Source organism: Chelativorans salis (assembly GCF_025336525.1).
Lineage (GTDB): Bacteria > Pseudomonadota > Alphaproteobacteria > Rhizobiales > Rhizobiaceae > Chelativorans > Chelativorans salis.
On record NZ_JAOCZP010000007.1, the window covers coordinates 1 to 22,366 of the forward strand.

The following is a 22,366-nucleotide window of genomic DNA, read 5'->3' on the forward strand; positions in this document are numbered from 1 at the left end:
AGAGCCAGAGCCAGAGCCAGAGCCAGAGCCAGAGCCAGAGCCAGAGCCAGAGCCAGAGCCAGAGCCAGAGCCAGAGCCAGAGCCAGAGCCAGAGCCAGACAGGCAGGTTGCAGCGCTCGACACTCATCCTGAGCTTGTTGAAGGGCGAGGTGAAGCGGGTGCCGGCGATGAAAGTTTGCGTGCCGCCAGAGTCACGGTTTCAAGGGCCGTCGAGCGCAAGGCGGAAGAAGCGCCGCTCCCGGTCGAGGAGGCGCCGCGCAAGCCATGGTTCCAGCGGCTGCGCGAAGGCTTGTCACGCTCCTCCAGGGAACTGCGCGACAACATCTCCGGCATCTTCCTCAAGCGCAAGCTCGACGAGGACACGCTGCAGGACCTCGAAGATGTTCTGCTGCGCGCCGATCTGGGGCTAGAGACGGCGATGCGCGTGACAGACGCGCTGTCGGTCGGCCGCTACGGCAAGGACATCTCCGGCGCCGAAGTGCAGGCGGTGATGGCCGAGGAGATCGAGAAGGTGCTGGGGCCCGTGGCGATGCCGCTGGAGCTCGACCTTGGCCACAAGCCGCACGTGATCCTCGTCGTCGGCGTCAACGGCACCGGCAAGACGACGACCATCGGCAAGCTGGCGGCGAAGCTTAGGGAAGGCGGCCTGTCGGTGATGCTGGCGGCGGGCGACACGTTCCGCGCCGCGGCGATCGAGCAGCTCAAGATCTGGGGCGAGCGGACGAATTCGCCCGTGGTCGCCTCCAAGCTCGGGGCCGACGCGGCGGGGCTTGCGTGGGATGCCTACGAACAGGCCAAACGCGCCGGCAGCGACGTGCTCATCATCGACACGGCAGGCCGGCTGCAGAACAAGGCCGAGCTCATGGCTGAGCTGGAAAAGATCGTCCGCGTGCTCGGCAAGCACGATCCGGAGGCGCCGCACACCGTGCTGCAGACGGTGGACGCGACAACCGGGCAGAACGCCCTTAATCAGGTCGAAATCTTCCGCAATGTTGCGGGGGTGAACGGGCTGGTCATGACCAAGCTCGACGGCACGGCCCGCGGCGGCATCCTCGTCGCCATCGCGGCAAAGCACAAGCTGCCGGTCTACTTCATCGGCGTCGGCGAACAGGTCGACGATCTGGAACCTTTTTCGGCGAGCGATTTCGCAAAAGCGATCGCGGGAGTTGCCTGAGTGACTGACAAGACAATATTCGAACGCGATCCGTCGGACCCGAAGCGCAAGGAGATCAACCCGCTCCTGAAGCTGGTGCTGGAGCTCGGCCCGCTCCTGGTGTTCTTCTTCGCCAATGCGCGCGGCGAGTGGCTGGCGGAGCGGTTCCCGGCGCTCGGCAGCCTCGGCGGTCCGCTGTTCATCGCCACGGCGCTCTTTATGGTGGCGACGGCGACCGCGCTCAGCGCCTCATGGCTCCTGACGCGCACGCTGCCCATCATGCCGCTGGTCTCCGGCATCGTCGTCTTCGTCTTCGGCGCGCTGACGCTCTATCTGCATAGCGAGATGTTCATCAAGATGAAGCCTACCATCGTCAACACGCTGTTCGGTGCCGTGCTTCTCGGCGGGCTCGCCTTCGGCAAGTCGCTCTTGGGCTACGTATTCGATTCGGCCTTCAAGCTGGACGCGGAAGGCTGGCGGAAGCTGACGTTGCGTTGGGGGCTGTTCTTCCTCTTTCTCGCCGTCACCAACGAGATCGTCTGGCGCACCTTCTCTACCGACGCCTGGGTGGCGTTCAAGGTGTGGGGCATCATGCCTATCACCCTCATCTTCACCATGAGCCAGATGCCGCTCATCATGCGGCATTCGCTGGAAGAGAAGCAGCCGGGGGAGTAGGCCTCAGACGCTTTCCTTCCCAGCCTAAACCCCAAACCAGCCAATGATGCCGCCCATGATGAGCGCCACACCCAGCCAGTGGCCGGCGTCGATGATGGTGAGGTCCCAGCCGAAGCCCTGGTAGCGGTGGTTGACGGAGATGATGGTGGCCATGAAGCCGAGCCAAACGAAAGCGCCGGAGACGAGGCCGTTCCACAAGGTCACCTGGCCCGTGCCCAGATGGCCGATGACGCCAGCCAGCACCCAGGCCATGATGAGCTCGGCCACGAAAGACGTGATGAACGGCACCGGGCTCATCTGCATCTCTTCGGGCTTCAGGCGTGCCGCACTTATCCAGAACCTGCCGAGCAGGCCGTAATAGGCTGCGCCGAAGGCGAAGGCGGCGACGGCTGCGGTAAGAATCGCCAGATATTGAATTCCTGCGAAATCCATCAGTCCCCTCCGCATATTGATGCACAGCAGGATTGAACGCCCGCGCGCTTCCAGCGTCAAGAGAAGCGCCAGACCGTGGTGCGTTTGACTTCCGCGTCTTCCAAGGCGCGGGTGACGGGAACGGAGTAGGTGGCGAGCGGCTGCATCTGCGCCTTCGGCAGGTAAGCCCGGCCCGGATCGCCGACGAGGACGGTGATGCCGCTGGCGGCCAGATGCGCAAACCAGGGCGCGACCATTTCAGCAAGGGTGCGGTCGTAGAAGACATCACCGGCAAGAAGCACCTCGCATCCGGGATCGCTGCCGACAAGCTCGTCGGCTGTCAAACCGAAGGTGACCCCGTTTGCCGCCATATTGAGGCCGCAAGCGGTTGCGGAGAAGGGGTCGGTGTCGGCAGCCGTCACCCGCGTCGCACCCGCCTTGCAGGCAGCGATGGCGACGAGGCCGGAACCGGTGGCGAAGTCGAAGACGGTGCGGCCGCGCACCGCCTCTCGATGGTCGAGGATATAGCGGGCGAGCCCCTGGCCGCCGGCCCATGCGAAGGCCCAGAAGGGCGGCGGCAAGCCTATCGCGTCGAGCTCCTCCTCCGTGCGCTGCCAAAGGTCGTGCGCCTCGTCGGCGAGATGAAGGCGGATTTCCGGCACATGGGGCGGGGGTCGAAGCGTGGTGTTGGCGCGGATGAAAGCTTCCGCGCCTTCAGGTGTCAGCTTTCGGATCACGGCGCCCTGTCGAGGCCCCCCATGCGGCAGACTTCCTGCCATTCCGCCGCGCTCACCGGCTGCACGGAAAGGCGCGAATTGTTGACCAGCACCATGTCCTTCAGCTTCGGGTTGGCCTTGATATCCTCCAGCGAAACAGGCTTCGGCACGTCGCGGACGGCGCGGATATCGACGCATTCCCAGCGTGGGTCGTCGGTGGTTGAGTCGGGATGGACGGTGGCGCAGATTTCAACAATGCCGACCACACTCGTCTCCTTCACCGAGTGATAGAAGAAGCCGAGATCACCGATCTTCATCTCACGCATGTTGTTGCGCGCCTGGTAGTTGCGCACGCCATCCCATTCCTGGCCCTTGTCGCCCTTCTTCTTCTGCATCTCCCAGGACCAGGAGCTTGGCTCCGATTTGAACAGCCAATAAGCCATCACGCGTTCTCCGGTTTGTTGAAGACCCAGTTCCACGGGCGTATTTCAACGGATTCGAAGAGCCCGGCAAGGGCATAAGGGTCGGCCTTGGCAATGGCCTCCGCGGCGGCGCTATCCTCCGCCTCGACGGCCACCATGCTGCCGCAGGGCTTCCCTTCGTCGTCAAGGAAAGGCCCGGCGAATTTCAGCGTGCCTGCGGCGTTAAGCTTTTCCAGATGGGCGACATGCTCAGGGCGCGTATCCATGCGCACCTGCAGGTGGCCGGGCTTGTCCTGGCACAGGATGACGAAGATCATTTTCAGCTTTCCCTCCTTCAAATCGGTTGTTCGGCGGCGTTTGTACCCTTCGCGCCTCCCTCTGCCCTGCCGGGCATCTCCCCCACAAGAGGCGGGAGATTACACTGGCAGCTTGCTCCAGCGCCTTTCCTGCAACGCTGGCGATTGGCGAACCAACCGATGACGGCCAATCTCCCCCCTCGCGGGGGAGATGCCCGGCAGGGCAGAGGGGGCGCGACGGGATGCCAGCCTCGCACCTTTACACAACCTCGGAGCACCGCCATCCCCCTCACTCAACCTCGCTCTTCAACGGCCGCGCAAGCAGGGCCTTCATGGCGGCGTCCACCGTGAGGCGACCTTCGAGTATCTCCGTCACGCTCCCGATGATCGGCGCCTCCAGCCCACGCTCGCGCACAATCTTGGCGGCGATGCCGGCGGTATAAACGCCCTCGGCAAGCGGCAGGCCCTCCACGCTTTCGCCCCGGCCCAGCGCCAGGCCATAGGAGAAATTGCGCGACTGTGCGGAACTGCAGGTGAGAACCAGATCGCCGAGGCCGGACAGGCCCATCAGCGTCTCTGGTTGGGCGCCGAAGGCCGCACCAATTCGTCTCAGTTCCACGAAGCCGCGGGTGATGATGGCGGCAACGGCGCTGGCGCCGAAGCCGGCGCCGCTGGTTGCGCCGGCGGCGATCGCAAGCACGTTCTTCAGCGCCCCGCCGATCTCCACGCCAACAAGATCGCCGCTGGAATAGCAGCGCAGGTTGGGGGCGGAGAGGCGCGCTGCAAGTTCCGCCGCCAGCGCACCGTCATGGGCGGCAATGGTAACGGCCGTCGGCAGGCCGGCCGCCACGTCGGCGGCGAAGCTGGGGCCGGAAAGGGCGGCGAGCGGGTTCTGCGGCAGCACCTCGCGGGCAACCTCCGACATCAGCCGCCCGGTCTCGCGCTCGATGCCCTTGGCGCACAGCACCACGGGAACATTCGGCGCGAGCGCATCGTGGGCTGTGCCCAGCACCGCGCACAGGGTCTGCGCCGGCGTGGCAGCAAGCACGCAGTGCGCGCCGTCGAGAACGGCAGTGATGTCGGTGAGCGCAGCAAGGCTGGGATCGAGCTTCACGCCCGGCAGATAGCGGCTGTTCGCATGCGTGCGGTTGATTGCGTGGGCGGTCTCGGCGTCACGCGCCCACAGCGTCGCCTTATGGCCGCCGCGCCGCGCGGTGAGCGCAAGGGCCGTGCCCCAGGCGCCAGCGCCGAGAACGGCGATGTTCCACGTCTCGCTCATGCCTTGGCCCCTCGCTTACCGGCGCCGAAAAGCGGCTCTGATGCAGTGTCGAGCGGCCAGCGCGGACGCGCGAAGGCAAGCGCATCATCCTCCGGGAGCCCCGCTTCCAGCCGCTCCAGCCCGGCCCAGGCGATCATGGCGGCATTGTCGCCGCATAGGTTCAGCGGCGGCGCCACAAGGCGGAAACCTTCGCGCTCGCACAGGGCTTCCAGCGCTGTGCGGATGGCGGCATTGGCGGCCACACCGCCGGCCACCACCAGCGCCGGCCGCTTCGGCTTCGGGTGCGCCTTGCGGAAGCGCTTGAGGCTCAGCGCCACGCGGTCGGCAAGAGTCTCGGTGACGGCGAGTTGGAAGGACGCGCAGATGTCGGCGATATCTGACTCGGACAAAGGTGCAAGTTCCGTGGCGGCACGGCGCACCGCGGTCTTGAGGCCGGAGAAGGAGAAATCAGGCCGCGCCTCGCCCTTGAGCGGCCTCGGGAAGGTGAAGCGCTTCGGGTTGCCCGCCAGCGCAGCCTTTTCGACGTTGGGGCCGCCGGGATAAGGCAGGCTCAGGAGCTTCGCCGTCTTGTCGAACGCTTCACCCAACGCATCGTCGATGGTGCTCGCCCAGCGCTCGTAGCGGCCGAGGCCCGCAACGTGCACGAGCTGCGTATGACCGCCGGAGACGAGCAGCAGGAGATAGGGAAAGTCGAGCCGGTCGGTCAGGCGCGCCGTCAGGGCGTGGCCTTCCAGGTGGTTGATCGGCAGGAGTGGCTTGTCGGCGGCCGCGGCGATGGCCTTGGCTGTCGTGAGGCCGACGATCAGGCCGCCGATCAAGCCGGGGCCGGCAGTGGCGGCAATGCCATCTATGTCATCGAGTGCAAGCCCGGCCTCGGCAAGGGCCGCCTCTATCACCCCGTCGAGTGCCTCGACATGGGCGCGGGCGGCGATCTCCGGCACCACGCCTCCGAAGGCCGCATGCGCCTCGATCTGGCTCAGCACGACGTTGGACAGGATCGCCGGCGCGCCGTCATCCGCGCGCACAACAACGGCGGCGGCGGTCTCGTCGCAGCTCGTCTCGATGCCCAGAACGCGCGTCATTCGGTCCAGCCTGCCTTTGTTGCCGATAAGTGCTATCCCCGATAGGTAGGGAACTATCCTGAATTCAGGAGATGCGGGTTAGCACGGACATGGCGGCATGCAAACGGATGTGGTGAGGATTGGAACGCGCGGCAGTGCCCTCGCGCTGGCCCAGGCGGCGGAGACCAGGGCGCGGCTGATGGCGGCGCATGGGCTGCCGGAGGAAGCGTTCGAGATCGTCGTCATCCGCACCTCGGGTGACCTCATCCAGGACCGGCCGCTCTCGCAGGCCGGCGGAAAGGGGCTTTTTACCAAGGAGATCGAGGAGGCGCTGATCGATGGACGTATCGACCTCGCCGTGCATTCCTCCAAGGACATGCCGACCCTCTTTCCGGAGGGGTTGGAGATTTCCGCCTTCCTGGAGCGCGAGGACGTGCGCGACGTCTTCATCGGCCGGTCGGTGAAGCGGCTCGATGATCTGCCTCATGGGGCGAAGCTCGGCACCTCCTCGCTGCGCCGCCAGGCGCTGGCGCTGAGGATCAGGCCGGACCTCGACGTCGGCATGTTCCGCGGCAACGTGCAGACGCGGCTCAAAAAGCTGGAAGAAGGCGTGGCGGAAGGCACGCTCCTGGCGCTCGCCGGGTTGAAACGGCTGAAACTGGAGCATGTGGCAAGCGCCGTCATGGATCCGGCGACCTTTCCGCCGGCGCTGGGGCAGGGAGCGATCTGCATCGAGAGCCGCGCGAACGATGAGCGCATCCTGCCGCTGGTGCGGGCGATCCACCACAAGGCGACGGGTATCGCCCTCACATGCGAACGGGCATTCCTGGCCGCGCTCGACGGCTCCTGCCGCACGCCGATTGCCGGGCAGGCCACGGTTGAAGGCGACAGGGTCAGCTTCACCGGAATGATCCTGACGCCGGACGGGCGCGAGACGCACGAGATCTCCGGCGAGGGCGGTTTTGCCGAGGCGGCGAAGATCGGCGCGGACGCAGGCGCGCGCATCCGCGAGAAGGCTGGAAGCACTTTCTTTCAGGCCTGGGAATAAGGGATGCGGCGCGTCCTCGTCACACGGCCTGAGCCCGGCGCGTCGCGGACGGCGGCGCGGCTGAAGGCCAGAGGCTTCGTGCCGGTTGTCCTGCCGCTGACGAAGATAGAACCCCTGCGGCCGGGCGCGTGGCCGGCGGCCGCGCAATCGAGCGCGGTGGCGATCTCCAGCGCCAATGCCGTACGCCACGCGCCGGCCGATCTTGTGCGGGACATCGCGCATCTGCCGGCCTATGCGGTTGGCGAAAGGACGGCGGGGGCAGCGCGGGAAGCGGGACTCACAGTCGCAGACGCCGGCGCGGGCGATGCGGAGAGGCTCGTAGAACGCATCGCCGGCGGCGTGGCGCCCGGTGGGCGTGTGCTCGTCCTCGCCGGGCTGGTGCGGCGCGAGACGCTGGAATGGGGGCTTTCCGGAGCCGGATTCGCGGTCGATGTCGTCGAGACCTACGAGACGCTGCCGCTCTCCCCCTCTCCAGGCGAAATCGACGCGGCGTTCGGCGCCGCCCCCATCGACGCCGCGCTTTTCTACTCGGCTTTCGCGGTGGAGGCGTTCGGACGGCTCCACGAGCGTGCCTCTGCGGGATTGTTCGAAGGTACTGTCTTCATTGCCATTTCCGCGCGCGTCGCCGAGCGCCTGCCCCATGTGCCTCGGGCCAGGGTGCGCGTTGCCGCGGAACCGACCGAGGAGGCGATGTTTTCTTTGCTTGAGGTAGGAATGTGACGTCTGCCTCTTCTCATGCCCTTTCCGTGTGCTAGGGAAGGTGCTGCGCCGCACAAGCGGACAAGAACTGGAACTGCCAGCGGAGCTGCCTGATGGCCAAGACACCGAGGACGCGCCACTCCAGAACGAAACGGGAGCCGGTGACGATCGATCTCGAAGCCGACCAAGTGAAGCGCGAATCGGAAGAGGCCGAGGACACGACCGGCCCCGCCCCCGCCGAGGAAGGCAAGGCTCAGGAGGCGGCTGCGGCGGAGACATCGGAGGCGGCAGAGAAGGAAGAAGCACACGCCTCGAACGAGCAGGAGAACGCAGCTTCCGAGGCTGAGGGCGAAGGCCCGACCGACGAAGCGGGTGACGCCGAAACGGCCGACGCCGGCGCACAGGATGAACCCGTTTCGGAACCCGCGCCTGCCGAGCCGCGTTCGGGCGGCGGGGGTGGCCGCGCCTTGGCGGCGGGTGTCGCCGGCGGTGTCATCGGCTTGGTTCTGGCCAGCGCTCTGCAATGGGCGAACGTACTGCCCGTTCCGGGCGCGCCAGGGGACGCTCCGGATGCGGCTGTGGAAGGCCTCCGCCAGGAGGTCGAGACGATGCGTGGCGAGATATCGCAGCTGCGCGAGACTGCTTCGGCGGGCCCGTCCGACGAGACGGTGGAGCAGGCGCTGGCCGAGCCGCGGCAACAGATCGCCGAGCTTCGCGAGATGGTGTCTTCGCTACAGGAGTCCGTCTCCTCCGGCGGGGCGGGCGAGACCGCCGGCCTCGACGCACTCGACGCGCGCCTCTCCGATCTGGAAAGCCAGTTGGCAAGCCTTTCCGAAACGGCCGGGCAGGCCGGGGCCAACGGTGCATCGGCCGAACGCCTCGAGGCTCTCGAATCGGCCTTAGCCGCGCAGGAGGCAGCGTCCGCCAACGCGCAGCAGCTCGATACCCTCTCCGGTGAGGTGCAAGCCCTTTCCGAACAGGTGGCGAGCCAGGACGAGGGGCCGCGGCTGGCGCTGGTGGTCGCGGCGTCGGCGTTGCGCTCGGCGGTGGAGCGAGGCGAGCCCTTCGCCAGCGAACTGGAAACTTATTCTGCGCTGGCGCCCGACACGCCCGAACTCGATCCGTTGCGGCAATATGCCGATACGGGCATCCCCACCCACGCTGAGCTCGCCGAGGAGGCGCCGGGCGTGGCCTCGCGCATCGCCGCCGTGGCGTCCGCCCCGCCTGAGGGGGCCGGTTTCTTCGAGCGGCTGATGGCAAGCGCGCGCTCGGCAATCACGGTGCGGCCGGTGGGCGAGGTCGAGGGCGAGACGCCGCAGGCGATCGCCGCGCGATTGGAAGCGGCCGTCATCGAGGGCGACTACGCCCAGGCACTCGCCGAATATGAGGCCCTGCCGCCCGAGGCGCAGGAGGCCGCAAACAGCTTTGCCGAGAGGCTGCGCGCCAGACAGGCGGCGGACGGGGTTCTCGAACAGGCGCTTTCCGATGCGCTGAAGCCGGCTTGAGGAAGGACGCCCATGTTTCGCATTCTTTTCTTTCTCGTCGTTGTCTTCCTGCTCGGCCTCGGCTTTGCCTGGCTGGCGGAGCGGCCGGGCGATCTGGTGATCACCTTCGCCGGATACCGCTACGAGGTGACGCTGATGGTGGCGGCGGTGCTGGTGGTGGCGGTCGTCGCCGCGGTGATGATCGTGTGGTGGCTGATCCGCAGCATCTGGAACAGCCCTTACGCGGTGGCGCGCTACTTCCGCGTGCGGCGGCGCGATCGGGGCTATCAGGCGCTTTCCACTGGCATGATCGCCGCCGGCGCCGGCGACGGCGGGCTTGCCCAGCGCATGGGCAAGCAGGCGGCGAAGATGATCTCCTCGGACCAGGAGCCGCTCATCCACCTGCTCGATGCGCAGGCGGCCCTGCTGGAAGGCGACCACGAGACGGCGCGAAAGAAATTCGCCGCCATGGCGGACGACCCGGAAACGCGCCTTCTGGGTCTGCGCGGGCTTTATCTGGAGGCCGAGCGGCTTGGCGAGCGGGAGGCGGCCCGCCACTACGCCGCTCGGGCGGCCAGCCAGGCGCCGCAGCTAAACTGGGCGGTGAATGCCACGCTTGAAGCCAAGACCGAGGAGGGCGACTGGCCGGGCGCGCTGGCGCTCGTCGAGGCGCAGAAGGCGACGCACAAGGCCGACCGCGAGGCGCAGACCCGCCGCCGTGCCGTGCTTCTCACCGCACAGGCGATGGAGCAGCTCGACACCGACACAGCCGCCGCGCGCGCGGCGGCGCTGGAGGCGCACCGCCTGCAGCCGGATTTCGTGCCGGCGGCGGTGACGGCCGCGCGCGCTCTTTTCCGGGAGAGCGACCTGCGTCGCGGTTCCAAGGTGCTGGAAGCGGTATGGAAGAAGGAGCCCCATCCGGAGGTGGCGGACCTTTACGTCCATGCACGCTCGGGCGATTCCACCCATGACCGTCTGGAGCGGGCCAAGCGGCTTGCGCGTCTGAAGCTCAATCATGTGGAGTCCGAGCTGGTGGTGGCCCGCGCCGCGCTCGACGCTGGCGAGTTCCAGGAGGCCCGCGCGGCAGCAGAAGCCGCCGTGCGGATTGCCCCGCGCGAGGGCGCCTTTCTGCTTTTGGCCGATATCGAGGAGGCCGAGACCGGAGACCAGGGCCGCGTGCGCCATTGGCTCGCCAAGGCGGTGCGCGCGCCGCGCGATCCCGCCTGGGTGGCCGACGGCGTCGTGTCGGAACACTGGGCGCCCGCCTCGCCCGTGACCGGGCAGCTGGACGCCTTCGAATGGCGTGTGCCGGTGGAGCGGCTGGGCCAGGTGATCGAAGGCGAAGAGGCGCTGGCGGCACTGCCGGCAGTGGCCGAGGAGCCGCCTGCCGAAGAACCTGCAGAGGAAGAGACAGTCGTCACGGTCGATGCCGAGCCTGTTCCTCCGCCGCCGGCCGAAGAGGAAGCGCCGGCCGAGCCGGAAGAAGCGCAGCCTTTGCCGGAAAAAGCCGAAGGAAACGGCGAGGGTGAAAAAGGGCCGCCGGCGCCGGACGAGCCCGCCGAGGAGCGGCCGCCGATTCCCGATGATCCCGGTGTCGAACCGGACGAGGAAAAGGCAAACGGGGCGTCCCGTTTCCGGTTGTTTTGATGAACGGGCCGGAACGGTTGGGGAACCCTGGCGATTATTTTTTCTTTACAGTCGTAGCAGGCGCAAAAAAAGGCGCTTGTGCGGCCTGCCGCCCGTCCGCAACATATCCGCGATGATTCCATAGGATCTCGATGTTCGAACGCATCCTCTCATTCCTGAAAGACTTGCCGGCAGGCGGCGACACATCGCGACATCTGGACGCGGACGACCCGCGCGTAGCCGCCGCCGCGCTCCTCATCCACGTGATGGCGGCCGACGGCGAGCGCAGCGACGAGGAGCAGGCGCGGCTGAAGGAGACGCTGTCGCAGGCCTACGACCTGCACGGGGCGGAGCTCAAGGCGCTGATGAAGGCCGGCGAGGAAGCCGAGGCCGATGCCGTCGATCTCTACACTTTCACCAGCGTCCTGAAGCGGCACCTCGACCACGATGCGCGGGCCGAGTTCATCCGGCTGATGTGGGAGATCGTCTTCGCCGACGGCGAGATGCATGAACTAGAGGACAACCTGGTCTGGCGCGTGGCCGAGTTGATCGGCGTCGACACGCGTACACGCGTGACCATGCGACAGCGCGTGCGGAAGACGGAAGACGGGGAAGGGGACGAGTAGCCGCGAAGATGGCCAGGGGGACCGACAAGAAGATCCTGATCGTGCTGCATCAGGAGATGTCCAGCCCTGGCCGGGTCGGCCAGCTTCTGCAACGCAACGGCTTCACGCTCGATATCCGCCGCCCGCCGCTGGGCGATCCCCTGCCCGAAACCCTTGCCGAGCACGAGGGCGCGGTCATCTTCGGTGGGCCGATGAGCGCCAACGACCATGACGACTTCGTGCGCCGCGAGACGGAATGGCTTTCCGTGCCGCTCAAGGAGGAAAAACCCTTCCTCGGCATCTGCCTGGGCGCGCAGATGCTGGTCAACCATCTGGGCGGCCAGGTGACGAGCCACGACGACGGGCTGGTGGAGATCGGCTGGTATCCGCTCAAACCCACGGAGGAGGGGCGGCACCTCATGCACTGGCCGGAGATGGTCTACCAGTTCCACCGCGAGGGCTTCTCGCTGCCCTCCGGCGCCACGCTGCTGGCCACCGCCGACCACTATCCGAACCAGGCCTTCCGCTACGGCCGCAACGCCTGGGGCATCCAGTTCCATGCAGAGCTGACGCGGGCGATGATGCAGCGCTGGGTGGTGCACGGCGCGCACCGCTTCGTGCTCCCCGGCGCCCAGCAGGGCCGCGACCATCTGGGCGGCCGGCTCATCTGGGACACGCACCTGAAGCAGTGGCTGGTAGGCTTCCTCGACATCGTCTTTGGCGCCGGGATGGAAGCCCGCGTGACGGCGGGAGACGAAGCCGAGGCTCGCAAACCCGTCGGACGGCGCCAGGTTGGGCGGCGGGGTGTGGCGTAGACCCGGCCGGCGGTGGGAATACCGCTAGCGTCTAAATTCGGCCCGGTCTGGGGATTGATCGGTTCCAACCGTGCCGTCACGCCACGCTGCGGGTGAAACGCCTACGGCCTTTTTGAAAGCCCTGCTGAAGGCTGCCTCGGATTCGTAGCCGATCTCACGGCCCACCGTGGCTACCTTCATGGAGTCATCCGCAAGAAGACGTGCGGCAATCTGCATGCGCCAGAGCGTCAAATACTGCATCGGGGGATGACCGACGACATGGGTGAAGCGTGCGGCAAGTGCTGCTCGCGACATGCAGGCACGACTCGCCAACTCGTTCAGGGTCCAGGGATATGCGGGCTGTTTGTGGAGCATCACCAGGACTTTGCCGATTGCAGGGTCGCGCAGGCCCGAAAGCCAGCCGGTTTCGTGGGCCGGCAGGGTCTCCAGATATCGTCGCATCACCTCGACGAAAACCAGCTCGCTCAGTCTCAGTCGGATCGACTCGCCGCCCACCCGCGGGCAGCGCGCCTCGGCAAGCGTGAGATCGATGAGACGGCCCAAAAGGTTCTCGCGTCCGTTGTGGGACTGCTTGATCCGCAGGAGGCGCGGCAGGGTCGAGAGCACGGGGTTGAAGGGCTGCATGTCGCAGCCGAGAAAGCCGCAGACGAATTCGCTGCGCGGCTCGCCGCCGCCACCTTCCTTCGATACGAAGGGCAACCTGCCCGCAGCCATGTCCCGGAAATAGTCCATTGTCGCTTCAGCATCGAACTCCGGCGGCTGTCCGGGCTCGCTGAGCATCAAATACGGGTCGCCATGCGGGAGCACCAGCACGTCACCGGCCTCGAACGACGTGGAGGTGACGTTCGGAATGCCGGCCCAGCCCGAGCCCTTCAAGATGACGTGATAGGACACGATATGCTGGGCGCCTGGCAGGATGATGGAGGAAAACTCATCCGCGTGCGGCACCTCCACGCCCCAGGGGAAGGACGCATCCACCATGAAGAAGAGCGCCCCCGTCAGCTTGACCGTGCGCAGGACGTCTGAAAGCGGATCGGTGCCATGCGTCCTGTCCGGGGCAGGCGGCACCACCGCTGAAGTGTCGTCCGCCCGCTCCGCATCGAGCGCTATGGACGATGCGGCAAGCGATAAAGACTTACGATCATGGGCCTGAACCATCCTCGAAGCATACTCTTTGCGCACCGGCATATCCACCGGATGTACCGGAAACTGAAGATCAGGCTGGAGACAAGACCATGACTACGCTTGAGGAAGTGCGCAGTCCGGCGGAGATATACGATGCCCGTTTCGTGCCGGCGCTGTTTGCCCAATGGGGCCCTGTGATCGCTGCGGAAGCTGGGGTGCAGAAGGGAGACCGCGTGCTCGACGTGGCCTGCGGCACCGGCGCTCTGACGCTCGCCGCAGCCGAGATCGCCGGCCCATCGGGCTCGATTGTCGGGCTTGACGCCAATCCGGAAATGCTGGCGGTCGCCCGTCGCAAGCCCGTGCAGATCGAATGGATGGAAGGAACGGCCGAGGCGCTGCCTTTACCGGACAACGACTTCGATGCCGTTGTCAGTCAGTTCGGGTTCATGTTCTTCGAGGATAAGCCGCAGGCGCTTCGCGAGATGATGCGGGTCTTGAAGCCGGGCGGTCGATTGGCGGTCGCCGTGTGCGATGCGGTCGAAAACTCGCCGGGCTACGGCGCTTTCGCGCTGCTGCTCGACCGGCTGTTCGGTAAGGAGGTGGGGGATGCCTTCCGCGCGCCGTTCAGCCTCGGTGATGCCGGGCGGCTGCATGCAATCTGCAACGAAGCCGGCATCGCGGATGCCGAGGTCGTCCAGCGCAACGGAAAGGTTCGCTTCAAATCGATCGATGCGTTGGTGTCCACCGAACGCGCTTGTGTGTGGACCCTCGGCGGCGTGCTGACCGACGAGCAGTTCGAGCGGCTTCTTACGGAGTCGGAGACGGCGCTCAGACCCTTCGTGATCGACGGCGGCACGGTCGAATTCGACATGCCGTCGCTCGTCATAAAGGCACAGAAGTTCTGATCGAAATTTAGGTGAGGGCGCAGCAAAACCGGGACAACACAAACTATCGCTGATACTTGACGAAGGGCGTGAGCTTGCCCACGCGGTCATAAAGCCTGCGGGCTGTGTGGTTGAATTCCTGGGTCAGCCAATAGGTCTGTGCGGCTTCCTTCCGGTCCGCTTCCGCGTAGACCGCCTCGATAAGCGCACGGCCGACACCCCGCCCACGTGCCGCCGGCTCGGCATACAGATCTTGCAGGTAGCAGCGCGGGTTCCAGTCGGAGGTGGAGAAAACGAAGAAGTAGTGGGCAAAACCGACCACAACGCCGTCAAGCTCAGCGGCGAAGCCATAGGGCTCGCCGCTGTTCTCGAGCAATCGCGACCACAGGCGCTCGGTGACGCGATCTTCGACGCTGCGTTCGTAGAAGATGTTGTAGTCCTGCCAAAGTGCGTTCCAGCGCTTGCGGTCGATGGCTGAAAACCGGCGGATGATGGCTTCGGGCATGGGTGCTTTCCAGATTTGTCGCGGCGATCTTGCCGCTGTGAGCAAGAGCGGCAAGGACCAGCGCCGCTGCGGCCGTTGTACCTGGGCGATGAAGGGGCGACGAGATAGATCACAGGCGCCGGCTGGCCCAATGTTGATCCAAAGTGGGGATAAATTCCGCCCCTCGTTCCCGCCAACCCATTGATCCCCCACAACCTGCAAACTTTTCTCGCAGGAAAACTCGCCCCCCACCTCACGCCGCCCCTATCATAGCCTCATCGCTCTCGCGGGAACCGGATGCGCACCGGGTGTTCGGGATAGCGGCGGCAGCCTCCCCCTCCGGGTCGGTTCCGGAGGCATGTGAGGGCCCGCGAACGGGCCGGAGTCCGGCAGGCCCATCGCAAGATGGCAATGCCGGATGCGGAAAAGCCGCGGGGTTTCGGCAAAGGCGCTTCACTGCGTGTGTCCGTCCGGAGCCAGAAAGAGCCCTTAGACCGGTCGAATGTCGGGACAGCGGCCGGCGGGGCGCGTTGCTCGCGCCTTAAAGTTAATAGAGTGGCACGGACAACGCGCCCCGCTTCCCACCCAATCAACGGCCAGACGCTTCGGCGGGCGTGGCGACGATGAGGCGCGTCCTTACCTCCCGCACTGGCAAGACCGAAAGAGGCATATCGATCATGAATCTGACTACGCAGCCTGAATTGCAATCACCTGCCACTGGCGCGGCCCGTGCGCGCGGCCTATATTGCGGCTGCGGTCTGCGCCTCGCGACAGGAAATCATTTCCCCGGGGCCTTATCGATCCTTAAGGGAGCTGTCCCTGGCCTCGCTCGTGGGCTTGGCTATACGGCGCCCACCTACTTTGTAGGTTCCCGGGATCGACATTCCATCGGTTGTCGTGGATCGCATCTTTCCCTCTTTCAGTCGTCCTCCTTCGCTTCAATGTCGTCTCCCAGCCTTCCCGCCGGGCGGAGTGCCCCCTATTGTCCGGGCGTTGACGAAGGACCGGCGGATGACAATGACGGCACGTGAGATGAAGAGGGCGCTTCGAGGCGAGGCGCTGGCGCGGCGCGACGCGCTCGATCCAAACTGGCGGGTGGAAGCCTCGCTCGGCTTTGCCGAGTGGGTGGACGAGCTTGCGCCGGGGCCCGGCAGGGTGGTGTCGGGCTTCTGGCCCATGCGTTCGGAGGTCGATGTGCGGCCGCTGATGGCGGCACTCGCCGACAGGGGCGCGCGGCTTTGTCTGCCGGCGATCCTCGACAAGACCACCATCGTCTTCCGTGAGCTCAAGCGCGGGGCGCCGCTCGTCGACATGGGCTTCGGCACGCAGGGGCCGGGCGAGGACGCGGCAGTGCTGGAGCCGGAGCTGATGCTTGTGCCGCTGGCCGCGTTCGACCGGCGCGGCCACCGTATCGGCTATGGCGCGGGCTACTACGACCGGGCGATCGCGCGAATTCAGGAGAATGGCACCGCCGCGCCACGCCTCGTCGGCATCGCCTTCGACTGCCAGGAGGTGCCCCAGGTGCCGGACGAAATGCATGACGTCATCATTCCGGAAATACTCACCGAAAGCGGCTTGCGCCGCTTCCCCCCACCCCTGTAAGAGCGGGAAATGCGACTTCTTTTTCTTGGCGACATGGTGGGGCGGACCGGCCGCACCGCGGTTTGGGAGCGGCTGCCAGGCCTGATCTCCGACTTCAAGCTCGACTTCGTGGTGGTGAACGGCGAGAACGCGGCCGGCGGCTTCGGCATCACCGAGGAAATCTTCCGCGAAACGCTCAATGCCGGCGCCGACGTGGTGACGACGGGCAACCACGTCTGGGACCAGCGCGAGGCGCTGAGCTTCGCCCCCTACGAAGAGCGCTTCCTGCGGCCGGCCAATTTCCCCGAGGGCACGCCCGGCCGGGGCTCGGGGCTTTTCATGGCCAGGAACGGCGCCCGCGTGCTGGTGGCGAACATCATGGGCCGCGTCTTCATGCAGCCCGATCTGGACGATCCCTTTCGCGCCGCCGAGGAGGCGCTTGCCGCATGCCCGCTCGGCGAGCAGGCGGACGCCGTGTTGATCGATTTCCATGCCGAGGCGACGTCGGAGAAGATGTGCTTCGGTCATTTCGTCGACGGGCGGGTGAGCGCGGTGATCGGCACACACACACATCAGCCGACGGCGGACCATCAGATTCTCGACGGCGGCACCGCCTACATTTCCGATGCCGGCATGTGCGGCGACTATGATTCCTCGCTGGGGATGGAAAAGGAGGAACCGCTTAACCGCTTCCTCACCAAGGTGCCCAAGGGACGCTTCGAGGCGGCGACGGGGCCGGCGACGCTGTGCGGCGTCGGCCTGGAAATCTCCGACCGTACGGGACTTGCCGAAAGGATAGCACCGCTCAGGCTGGGGCCGAGGCTGGAGGAGACGATTCCCGCCTTCTGGCGTTGACGGCGGCGGGAGGCGGGCCTACCTGTGCGAGGCTTTTTGCTTTTTCATCAAGAGAGACGGTTGCCGCCATGGACTGGCTGATTTCCCACTTCGCATTCGTGTCGAGTCCCGAGGCCTGGGTCGCACTGGTGACCCTCGTCGTCTTGGAGATCGTCCTCGGCATCGACAACCTGATCTTCATCTCCATCCTCACCAACAAGCTGCCCAAGGAGCGCCAGGCATTCGCCCGCAAGCTGGGCATCAGCGCGGCACTCATTCTGAGGCTGGCACTGCTGGCCACCATCTCGTTCATCGTGCAGCTTACAGAGCCGCTGTTCACGCTCTTCGACCATGGCTTCTCCTGGCGCGACCTCATCCTGATTGCCGGCGGCCTGTTCCTCGTCTGGAAGGCGACGAAGGAGATCCACCACTCGGTCGACCCGGTGGATCTGAAGGAGGATATGGTCGGCGGTGCGGTAACGATGTCGATAGGCGGGGCGATCGTGCAGATATTGCTGCTCGACCTCGTCTTCTCCATCGATTCCATCATCACCGCCGTCGGCATGACCGACGAGATCGCCATCATGTTCATCGCCGTCATCAGCGCGGTGACGGTGATGCTGCTGGCAGCCGAACCGCTGTCGCGTTTCATCGCCGCCAATCCAACCGTGGTCATGCTGGCGCTCGGCTTCCTCCTGATGATCGGTATGACGCTCATCGCCGACGGCTTCGGCTTCCACGTGCCGAAAGGTTACGTCTACGTCGCCATGGGCTTCTCGGCACTGGTCGAGGCGCTCAACATGCTGGCGCGGCGCAAGCGTGCGCGGGAGAAGGCCATGCGGGAGGAAGAGGCGTAGGAAAGACCTACACCCCTTCCAGAACGACGATAGTCGGCCGCTGCGGCAGCGTCGTCAGCGAGACGGTGAGCGAGCGTGAATCGCGGAAGTCCAGGTCGAAGCCTTCACCCATGCGCCGGGTGAAGGCATCGAGCGGCGTAGTGTGCCGGTGCATGGGCAGGATGACCGATGAGGACAGCCTTCGCGCGATCTCGCTCATCCCATCGAGCGACATGGTAAGCCCCCCGTCCACCGGCACCATGACCACGTCGAGCCTTCCGATGGCGGCATAATGGGAATCCTCCAGCCGATGGTGCAGGTGCCCCAGATGGCCGATGCACAGGCCGGCAACCTCGAAGATGAAGATGGAGTTTCCGTCCTTCTCCATGACGCCGTAACGGTTGATGTCCGTCGCCACGTTGCGGATGTAGACGTCGTCGACCATCAGCGAGTGCTCGGCAGGGCCACCATCGGGATTCCAACCCCGAAGCACGTGCTCGATCGCCGGGTCGGGACTGGAGGTGAAATGGGTGGTGTGCGCCTTGTTCATGGTGATGACGTCGGGCGTCGGGCGCGTTCCGTAGGCGCCGGAGAAATCCGTAGCGATCCGCACGCCGGCGGGGGTCTCGATGATATAGGTGGAATGACCGGCATAGGTGATCGTCACGTCCTCGCCGGCTGCCAGCTGGAGGTTGACAAAGGTCACGTTTGGCAGCGCCTCGGCCATGGCAAGGCAGGTGCTTGGCCGCGTCTCCTGCGCATGAGCGGCAAGCGGCATCAGAAGAAAGGCGAACATAGAGGCAATCAGGCGGAAGGCGGACATCGGCATCTCCCGGGATTGGCAAGGCGTGCATCCTAACCGATGATCGCGCCTCCCGCCACGGAGGGCACCGTAACCATTGCGTGAGCATGCTCGGCTGTGCACCTTCTGGACGTTGCCGGCCAATTTCACTATAAGGCCGCCAATCCGTGAAAGCGCAGGAATATTCCGACGAAGGAGCCCCATGGCCGGCCATTCCCAATTCAAGAACATCATGCACCGCAAAGGCCGCCAGGACGCGGCCAAATCGAAGGTCTTTTCCAAGCTGGCGCGCGAGATCACCGTCGCCGCCAAGTCGGGCTTGCCCGACCCGGACATGAACCCGCGTCTGCGGCTTGCCGTGCAGAACGCCAAGGCCCAGTCCATGCCCAAGGACAATATCGAACGGGCCATCAAGAAGGCCTCGGGCGGCGATGCGGAGAACTACGAGGAAGTGCGCTACGAGGGCTACGGGCCCGGCGGCGTGGCGGTGATCGTCGAGGCGCTCACCGACAACCGCAACCGCACCGCCTCCAACGTGCGCGCCGCCTTCACGAAGGCCGGCGGATCATTGGGCGAGACCGGCTCAGTGTCCTTCATGTTCGACCGGGTGGGCGAGATCGTCTATCCGGCGGATGCCGGTGACGCCGACAAGGTGATGGAAGCGGCGATTGAGGCCGGCGCCGAGGATGTGCAGTCGGACAACAACGGCCACGTGATCACCTGCATGTTCGAGGATTTCGGCGACGTGACCACAGCGCTGGAAAAGACGCTCGGCGAGGCGGAATCGATAAAGGCAGTGTGGCGGCCGCAGACCGGTACGCCGGTGGACGAGGATCGCGCGCAGTCCGTGCTGAGGCTTCTCGCCGTGCTCGAGGACGACGACGACGTGCAGAACGTCTACGCCAACTTCGAGGTCGACGACGAGACCATGGCCAAGCTGAGCGCGGCCTGAGGACACGGGCATGACCGATCACCGCGTGACCATCGCCTATTGCTCCCAGTGCCAGTGGCTCTTACGCGCCGGCTGGATGGCGCAGGAACTGCTATCCACCTTTTCCACGGAATTGGCCGAGGTGAGCCTGAAGCCGGGCACTGGCGGTATTTTCGAGGTCCATTGCGACGGCGAACTCATCTGGGAGCGCAAGCGTGATGGCGGCTTTCCCGATGCGGCCGAACTCAAGCGGCGCGTGCGCGATCTGATCGATCCAGAGCGCGATATGGGGCATCTGGACAAATAGCGGGTGTGCAACCGGACAAATAAAAAGCCCGCCGGTACGGCGGGCTTTTTATTGTGCGTGAAAGCGGGCTTAGATGCCCAGGCCCTCGTAGCGCTTCTTGAAACGGGAGACGCGGCCGCCGCGATCCACCAGCGTCTGCTGACCGCCCGTCCAGGCGGGGTGCGTGGTGGGATCAATGTCGAGATGCAAGGTGTCGCCTTCCTTGCCCCAGGTCGAGCGCGTCTCGTATTCGGTGCCGTCTGTCATGACGACCTTGATCATGTGGTAGTTGGGATGAATGTCGGCTTTCATCGATCTGTCCTGAATCTGTATCCGCATCGAGGCGCTGCACTTGCGCTGCGGCAATCTCGCCCATGCTGAAAACTTGAAGCCGCGGCCATTGACCGCTACGGCTTCGAAAAGGTTCGCGTGCCTATACATCAGGCGTCCGGTGGATACAAGGCCGGCACCGTTCGAATCTTCGACGGGCGCCGGAGGGGCAGGTAATGGCAGAGATCAGTGCGGTATCGGACGGCAAGGCGCGGCGTTCGCTCCATCCGCTCCGGCGCTTGGCGCCGTATGTGGGCCGCTACCGCGGCCTCGTCGTCGGTGCATGTTTCTTCCTGCTTTTGGCGGCAGGCGCCACGTTGACGCTGCCGCTCGCTGTCAGGCGGATGATCGATCACGGTTTCTCGGAAGCCGACAGCACCTTCATCGCCAACTATTTCTCCATGCTGATCGTCGTGGCAGCCGTGCTGGCGGTGGCGTCAGCCTGCCGGTACTATTTCGTCGTTACGCTCGGTGAGCGGGTGGTGGCGGATCTGAGGCGCAATGTTTTTGGCCATGTCACGTGTCTTTCACCGGCTTTCTTCGACCGCGCGCAGTCGGGGGAGATCGTGTCGCGGCTGACGGCGGACACCACGCAGATCAAGGCGGCGGTCGGCTCCACGGCCTCGTCGGCCCTCAGAAACGTCATCATGGGTCTTGGAGCGGTCGTCATGATGGTGATCACGAGCCCGCGGCTTTCGCTGCTGGTCGTCGTCGCCATTCCCTTCATCGTCCTGCCGCTTGTCGCGTTCGGTCGCTCTGTACGGCGGCGCTCGCGGTACGCGCAGGACCAGCTTGCCGAGGCGACGGCCTATGCGAGCGAGCAGATCGGCGCCGTGCGGGTGCTGCAGGCCTTCACCAGTGAGAAAAGCGTGAGGGGGCGCTTCGGCGCAGCGGTGGAGGCGGCATTCGCGGCGGCACGCTCCTCCATCTTCGCACGCTCCTTCCTCACCTTCTTCGCCATCTTCACCACCTTCTCCTCAGTGGTCGCGGTGCTGTGGGTCGGCTCGCACGATGTGCTTGCCGGCACTATGACCGCCGGCACGCTCGGCCAGTTCCTGCTCTATGCGGTGCTGGCGGCCGGGGCGCTGGGCGCGTTGTCGGAGGTGTGGGGTGAACTCTCACAGGCGGCCGGCGCCGCCGAGCGGATGGGCGAGCTTCTGGATGAGGAGCCGGCGGTTGCAGTGCCGGAGGCGCCCGTCGCCATGCCATCGCCGCCGCGCGGTGCCGTCTCCTTCCGCAATGTGAGCTTTTCCTACCCTACCCGGCCGGAGCGCTCCGCATTGCACGGGCTGTCTTTAGACGTCGCGCCGGGTGAGACGGTGGCCATCGTCGGACCGTCCGGGGCGGGCAAGAGCACGATCTTCTCGCTGATCCTGCGCTATTACGACCCGATCGAGGGCCAGGTGCTGGTCGATGGCGTCGATATAAGACAGGCGGACCCGCAGGCGGTGCGTGAGCGGCTCGCCATCGTGCCGCAGGACGTGACGGTGTTCGCCGAGAGTGCGGCTGAAAACATCGCCTTCGGCCGGCCGGGCGCAACGCGGGAAGAGGTGGAAGCGGCCGCGCAGGCAGCGCTCGCGCATGATTTCATCATGGCGCTCGAAGACGGCTACGATACGCAGGTGGGTGAGCGCGGTGTGACACTGTCCGGCGGGCAGCGCCAGCGGCTGGCGATTGCCCGGGCCATCCTGCGCGATGCCCCAATCCTGCTCCTCGACGAGGCGACCTCGGCGCTCGACGCCGAGAGCGAAACGCTGGTGCAGAAGGCGCTGGAGCGGCTGATGGAGGGGCGGACCACCATCGTTGTCGCACACCGGCTGGCGACGATCCTGAAGGCCGAACGCATCCTGGTGATGACGGATGGAAAGATCGTGGAGGAAGGCACGCACGCTGAATTGGTCGGGCGGGGTGGTGTCTACGCACGGCTTGCGAGCCTGCAGTTCGATGCAGGTGCGGATGTCTTCAAGGGCGCGGCGGAATAAC

The 22,366-nt window shown here is 65.6% G+C and carries 25 protein-coding genes and 1 other RNA gene; 16 read left to right on the forward strand and 10 right to left on the reverse strand.

Annotated features, from left to right (window positions below; all coding sequences use genetic code 11):
• Positions 1-1,174: signal recognition particle-docking protein FtsY (gene ftsY / locus N5A92_RS19680; RefSeq protein ID WP_260905671.1), on the forward strand; the 1,174-nt coding region annotated here is incomplete at its 5' end.
• The gene (locus tag N5A92_RS19685) at positions 1,175-1,828 is read left to right on the forward strand and encodes a septation protein A (RefSeq protein ID WP_260905673.1); all 654 of its coding nucleotides are present in this window, start codon (positions 1,175-1,177) and stop codon (positions 1,826-1,828) included. It abuts the gene before it with no gap.
• A gap of 24 nt (positions 1,829-1,852) precedes the next feature.
• Here the strand turns inward: N5A92_RS19685 and N5A92_RS19690 are convergent, their stop codons facing one another.
• From N5A92_RS19690 to tsaD, 6 genes are all read right to left on the reverse strand, one after another.
• The gene (locus N5A92_RS19690) at positions 1,853-2,260 is read right to left on the reverse strand and encodes a DUF1761 domain-containing protein (protein ID WP_260905675.1); all 408 of its coding nucleotides are present in this window, start codon (positions 2,258-2,260) and stop codon (positions 1,853-1,855) included.
• A gap of 56 nt (positions 2,261-2,316) precedes the next feature.
• On the reverse strand, positions 2,317-3,018 hold the full coding sequence (locus N5A92_RS19695; protein ID WP_425248613.1) for a class I SAM-dependent methyltransferase: 702 nt from the start codon (positions 3,016-3,018) through the stop codon (positions 2,317-2,319).
• A complete protein-coding gene (locus N5A92_RS19700; RefSeq protein ID WP_260905677.1) occupies positions 2,973-3,398 on the reverse strand; it encodes an EVE domain-containing protein in 426 nt (141 codons plus the stop codon). The genes N5A92_RS19695 and N5A92_RS19700 overlap by 46 nt, the downstream gene beginning before the upstream one ends.
• The gene (locus N5A92_RS19705) at positions 3,398-3,694 is read right to left on the reverse strand and encodes a YciI-like protein (RefSeq protein WP_260905678.1); all 297 of its coding nucleotides are present in this window, start codon (positions 3,692-3,694) and stop codon (positions 3,398-3,400) included. The genes N5A92_RS19700 and N5A92_RS19705 overlap by 1 nt, the downstream gene beginning before the upstream one ends.
• Before the next feature lie 268 nt (positions 3,695-3,962).
• Entirely contained in the window at positions 3,963-4,952 is a 990-nt protein-coding gene (locus N5A92_RS19710; RefSeq protein ID WP_260905679.1) for an NAD(P)H-dependent glycerol-3-phosphate dehydrogenase, read from the reverse strand.
• Positions 4,949-6,034, reverse strand: coding sequence for a tRNA (adenosine(37)-N6)-threonylcarbamoyltransferase complex transferase subunit TsaD (gene tsaD / locus N5A92_RS19715; protein ID WP_260905680.1), 1,086 nt, complete (start codon positions 6,032-6,034; stop codon positions 4,949-4,951). The genes N5A92_RS19710 and tsaD overlap by 4 nt, the downstream gene beginning before the upstream one ends.
• Positions 6,035-6,131: 97 nt before the next feature.
• Here tsaD and hemC point away from each other — a divergent pair, with 97 nt between their 5' ends.
• The 6 genes from hemC (at position 6,132) to N5A92_RS19745 (ending at position 12,290) form a co-directional block, all read left to right on the forward strand.
• Positions 6,132-7,061 carry a hydroxymethylbilane synthase gene (gene hemC, locus N5A92_RS19720; RefSeq protein ID WP_260905681.1) on the forward strand — a complete coding sequence of 310 codons (930 nt, stop codon included), beginning with the start codon at positions 6,132-6,134 and terminating at the stop codon, positions 7,059-7,061.
• Between the two features lie 3 nt (positions 7,062-7,064).
• Positions 7,065-7,781: a uroporphyrinogen-III synthase gene (locus N5A92_RS19725; RefSeq protein WP_260905682.1), complete on the forward strand. Its 717-nt coding sequence runs from the start codon at positions 7,065-7,067 to the stop codon at positions 7,779-7,781.
• Between the two features lie 92 nt (positions 7,782-7,873).
• Positions 7,874-9,265, forward strand: coding sequence for a COG4223 family protein (locus tag N5A92_RS19730; RefSeq protein WP_260905683.1), 1,392 nt, complete (start codon positions 7,874-7,876; stop codon positions 9,263-9,265).
• 12 nt (positions 9,266-9,277) lie between these two features.
• The gene (locus N5A92_RS19735) at positions 9,278-10,891 is read left to right on the forward strand and encodes a heme biosynthesis protein HemY (protein WP_260905684.1); all 1,614 of its coding nucleotides are present in this window, start codon (positions 9,278-9,280) and stop codon (positions 10,889-10,891) included.
• A 131-nt stretch (positions 10,892-11,022) separates the two neighbouring features.
• Complete coding sequence (locus N5A92_RS19740; RefSeq protein ID WP_260905685.1) at positions 11,023-11,496, forward strand: tellurite resistance TerB family protein; 474 nt, start codon at positions 11,023-11,025, stop codon at positions 11,494-11,496.
• A gap of 8 nt (positions 11,497-11,504) precedes the next feature.
• Positions 11,505-12,290 (forward strand): glutamine amidotransferase, encoded by a 786-nt coding sequence (locus N5A92_RS19745; protein WP_260905687.1) that lies wholly within the window; start codon positions 11,505-11,507, stop codon positions 12,288-12,290.
• A gap of 24 nt (positions 12,291-12,314) precedes the next feature.
• On the opposite strand, the gene N5A92_RS19750 is transcribed toward N5A92_RS19745, so the two are convergent.
• The gene (locus tag N5A92_RS19750; RefSeq protein ID WP_260905689.1) at positions 12,315-13,448 is read right to left on the reverse strand and encodes an AraC family transcriptional regulator; all 1,134 of its coding nucleotides are present in this window, start codon (positions 13,446-13,448) and stop codon (positions 12,315-12,317) included.
• A 77-nt stretch (positions 13,449-13,525) separates the two neighbouring features.
• On the opposite strand from N5A92_RS19750, the gene N5A92_RS19755 reads away from it, so the two are divergent.
• The gene (locus N5A92_RS19755) at positions 13,526-14,320 is read left to right on the forward strand and encodes a class I SAM-dependent methyltransferase (RefSeq protein ID WP_260905691.1); all 795 of its coding nucleotides are present in this window, start codon (positions 13,526-13,528) and stop codon (positions 14,318-14,320) included.
• A 43-nt stretch (positions 14,321-14,363) separates the two neighbouring features.
• On the opposite strand, the gene N5A92_RS19760 is transcribed toward N5A92_RS19755, so the two are convergent.
• Positions 14,364-14,804 carry a GNAT family N-acetyltransferase gene (locus tag N5A92_RS19760; protein ID WP_260905694.1) on the reverse strand — a complete coding sequence of 147 codons (441 nt, stop codon included), beginning with the start codon at positions 14,802-14,804 and terminating at the stop codon, positions 14,364-14,366.
• A 731-nt stretch (positions 14,805-15,535) separates the two neighbouring features.
• On the opposite strand from N5A92_RS19760, the gene ssrS reads away from it, so the two are divergent.
• The 4 genes from ssrS (at position 15,536) to N5A92_RS19780 (ending at position 18,055) form a co-directional block, all read left to right on the forward strand.
• Positions 15,536-15,691: non-coding RNA, 6S RNA (ssrS, locus tag N5A92_RS19765), on the forward strand.
• Between the two features lie 103 nt (positions 15,692-15,794).
• Entirely contained in the window at positions 15,795-16,385 is a 591-nt protein-coding gene (locus tag N5A92_RS19770; RefSeq protein ID WP_425248614.1) for a 5-formyltetrahydrofolate cyclo-ligase, read from the forward strand.
• A gap of 9 nt (positions 16,386-16,394) precedes the next feature.
• Complete coding sequence (locus N5A92_RS19775) at positions 16,395-17,219, forward strand: TIGR00282 family metallophosphoesterase (protein WP_260905695.1); 825 nt, start codon at positions 16,395-16,397, stop codon at positions 17,217-17,219.
• 68 nt (positions 17,220-17,287) lie between these two features.
• Positions 17,288-18,055 carry a TerC family protein gene (locus N5A92_RS19780; protein ID WP_260905696.1) on the forward strand — a complete coding sequence of 256 codons (768 nt, stop codon included), beginning with the start codon at positions 17,288-17,290 and terminating at the stop codon, positions 18,053-18,055.
• A 7-nt stretch (positions 18,056-18,062) separates the two neighbouring features.
• Here the strand turns inward: N5A92_RS19780 and N5A92_RS19785 are convergent, their stop codons facing one another.
• Complete coding sequence (locus tag N5A92_RS19785; RefSeq protein WP_260905697.1) at positions 18,063-18,857, reverse strand: MBL fold metallo-hydrolase; 795 nt, start codon at positions 18,855-18,857, stop codon at positions 18,063-18,065.
• 181 nt (positions 18,858-19,038) lie between these two features.
• On the opposite strand from N5A92_RS19785, the gene N5A92_RS19790 reads away from it, so the two are divergent.
• Positions 19,039-19,788: a YebC/PmpR family DNA-binding transcriptional regulator gene (locus tag N5A92_RS19790; RefSeq protein WP_260905698.1), complete on the forward strand. Its 750-nt coding sequence runs from the start codon at positions 19,039-19,041 to the stop codon at positions 19,786-19,788.
• Positions 19,789-19,798: 10 nt separating this feature from the next.
• Complete coding sequence (locus N5A92_RS19795) at positions 19,799-20,074, forward strand: Rdx family protein (RefSeq protein WP_260905699.1); 276 nt, start codon at positions 19,799-19,801, stop codon at positions 20,072-20,074.
• A gap of 69 nt (positions 20,075-20,143) precedes the next feature.
• On the opposite strand, the gene rpmE is transcribed toward N5A92_RS19795, so the two are convergent.
• On the reverse strand, positions 20,144-20,365 hold the full coding sequence (rpmE, locus tag N5A92_RS19800) for a 50S ribosomal protein L31 (protein ID WP_260905700.1): 222 nt from the start codon (positions 20,363-20,365) through the stop codon (positions 20,144-20,146).
• A gap of 194 nt (positions 20,366-20,559) precedes the next feature.
• On the opposite strand from rpmE, the gene N5A92_RS19805 reads away from it, so the two are divergent.
• Complete coding sequence (locus tag N5A92_RS19805) at positions 20,560-22,365, forward strand: ABC transporter transmembrane domain-containing protein (protein WP_260905701.1); 1,806 nt, start codon at positions 20,560-20,562, stop codon at positions 22,363-22,365.
• Position 22,366 lies beyond the last annotated feature (1 nt).

What these genes read in the sequence shown, in the direction of transcription:
- N5A92_RS19735 (WP_260905684.1), top strand. Translation starts at nt 9,278, where the DNA reads ATGTTTCGCATTCTTTTCTTTCTCGTCGTTGTCTTCCTGCTCGGCCTC.
- N5A92_RS19780 (WP_260905696.1), top strand. Translation starts at nt 17,288, where the DNA reads ATGGACTGGCTGATTTCCCACTTCGCATTCGTGTCGAGTCCCGAGGCC.
- tsaD (WP_260905680.1), bottom strand. Translation starts at nt 6,034, where the DNA reads ATGACGCGCGTTCTGGGCATCGAGACGAGCTGCGACGAGACCGCCGCC.
- N5A92_RS19695 (WP_425248613.1), bottom strand. Translation starts at nt 3,018, where the DNA reads ATGGCAGGAAGTCTGCCGCATGGGGGGCCTCGACAGGGCGCCGTGATC.
- N5A92_RS19710 (WP_260905679.1), bottom strand. Translation starts at nt 4,952, where the DNA reads ATGAGCGAGACGTGGAACATCGCCGTTCTCGGCGCTGGCGCCTGGGGC.
- N5A92_RS19730 (WP_260905683.1), top strand. Translation starts at nt 7,874, where the DNA reads ATGGCCAAGACACCGAGGACGCGCCACTCCAGAACGAAACGGGAGCCG.
- N5A92_RS19705 (WP_260905678.1), bottom strand. Translation starts at nt 3,694, where the DNA reads ATGATCTTCGTCATCCTGTGCCAGGACAAGCCCGGCCACCTGCAGGTG.
- rpmE (WP_260905700.1), bottom strand. Translation starts at nt 20,365, where the DNA reads ATGAAAGCCGACATTCATCCCAACTACCACATGATCAAGGTCGTCATG.
- N5A92_RS19750 (WP_260905689.1), bottom strand. Translation starts at nt 13,448, where the DNA reads ATGGTTCAGGCCCATGATCGTAAGTCTTTATCGCTTGCCGCATCGTCC.
- N5A92_RS19790 (WP_260905698.1), top strand. Translation starts at nt 19,039, where the DNA reads ATGGCCGGCCATTCCCAATTCAAGAACATCATGCACCGCAAAGGCCGC.
- N5A92_RS19795 (WP_260905699.1), top strand. Translation starts at nt 19,799, where the DNA reads ATGACCGATCACCGCGTGACCATCGCCTATTGCTCCCAGTGCCAGTGG.
- N5A92_RS19770 (WP_425248614.1), top strand. Translation starts at nt 15,795, where the DNA reads ATGACAATGACGGCACGTGAGATGAAGAGGGCGCTTCGAGGCGAGGCG.
- N5A92_RS19785 (WP_260905697.1), bottom strand. Translation starts at nt 18,857, where the DNA reads ATGTCCGCCTTCCGCCTGATTGCCTCTATGTTCGCCTTTCTTCTGATG.
- N5A92_RS19740 (WP_260905685.1), top strand. Translation starts at nt 11,023, where the DNA reads ATGTTCGAACGCATCCTCTCATTCCTGAAAGACTTGCCGGCAGGCGGC.
- N5A92_RS19805 (WP_260905701.1), top strand. Translation starts at nt 20,560, where the DNA reads ATGGCAGAGATCAGTGCGGTATCGGACGGCAAGGCGCGGCGTTCGCTC.
- N5A92_RS19725 (WP_260905682.1), top strand. Translation starts at nt 7,065, where the DNA reads ATGCGGCGCGTCCTCGTCACACGGCCTGAGCCCGGCGCGTCGCGGACG.
- N5A92_RS19700 (WP_260905677.1), bottom strand. Translation starts at nt 3,398, where the DNA reads ATGGCTTATTGGCTGTTCAAATCGGAGCCAAGCTCCTGGTCCTGGGAG.
- N5A92_RS19690 (WP_260905675.1), bottom strand. Translation starts at nt 2,260, where the DNA reads ATGGATTTCGCAGGAATTCAATATCTGGCGATTCTTACCGCAGCCGTC.
- hemC (WP_260905681.1), top strand. Translation starts at nt 6,132, where the DNA reads ATGCAAACGGATGTGGTGAGGATTGGAACGCGCGGCAGTGCCCTCGCG.
- N5A92_RS19775 (WP_260905695.1), top strand. Translation starts at nt 16,395, where the DNA reads ATGCGACTTCTTTTTCTTGGCGACATGGTGGGGCGGACCGGCCGCACC.
- N5A92_RS19760 (WP_260905694.1), bottom strand. Translation starts at nt 14,804, where the DNA reads ATGCCCGAAGCCATCATCCGCCGGTTTTCAGCCATCGACCGCAAGCGC.
- N5A92_RS19755 (WP_260905691.1), top strand. Translation starts at nt 13,526, where the DNA reads ATGACTACGCTTGAGGAAGTGCGCAGTCCGGCGGAGATATACGATGCC.
- N5A92_RS19745 (WP_260905687.1), top strand. Translation starts at nt 11,505, where the DNA reads ATGGCCAGGGGGACCGACAAGAAGATCCTGATCGTGCTGCATCAGGAG.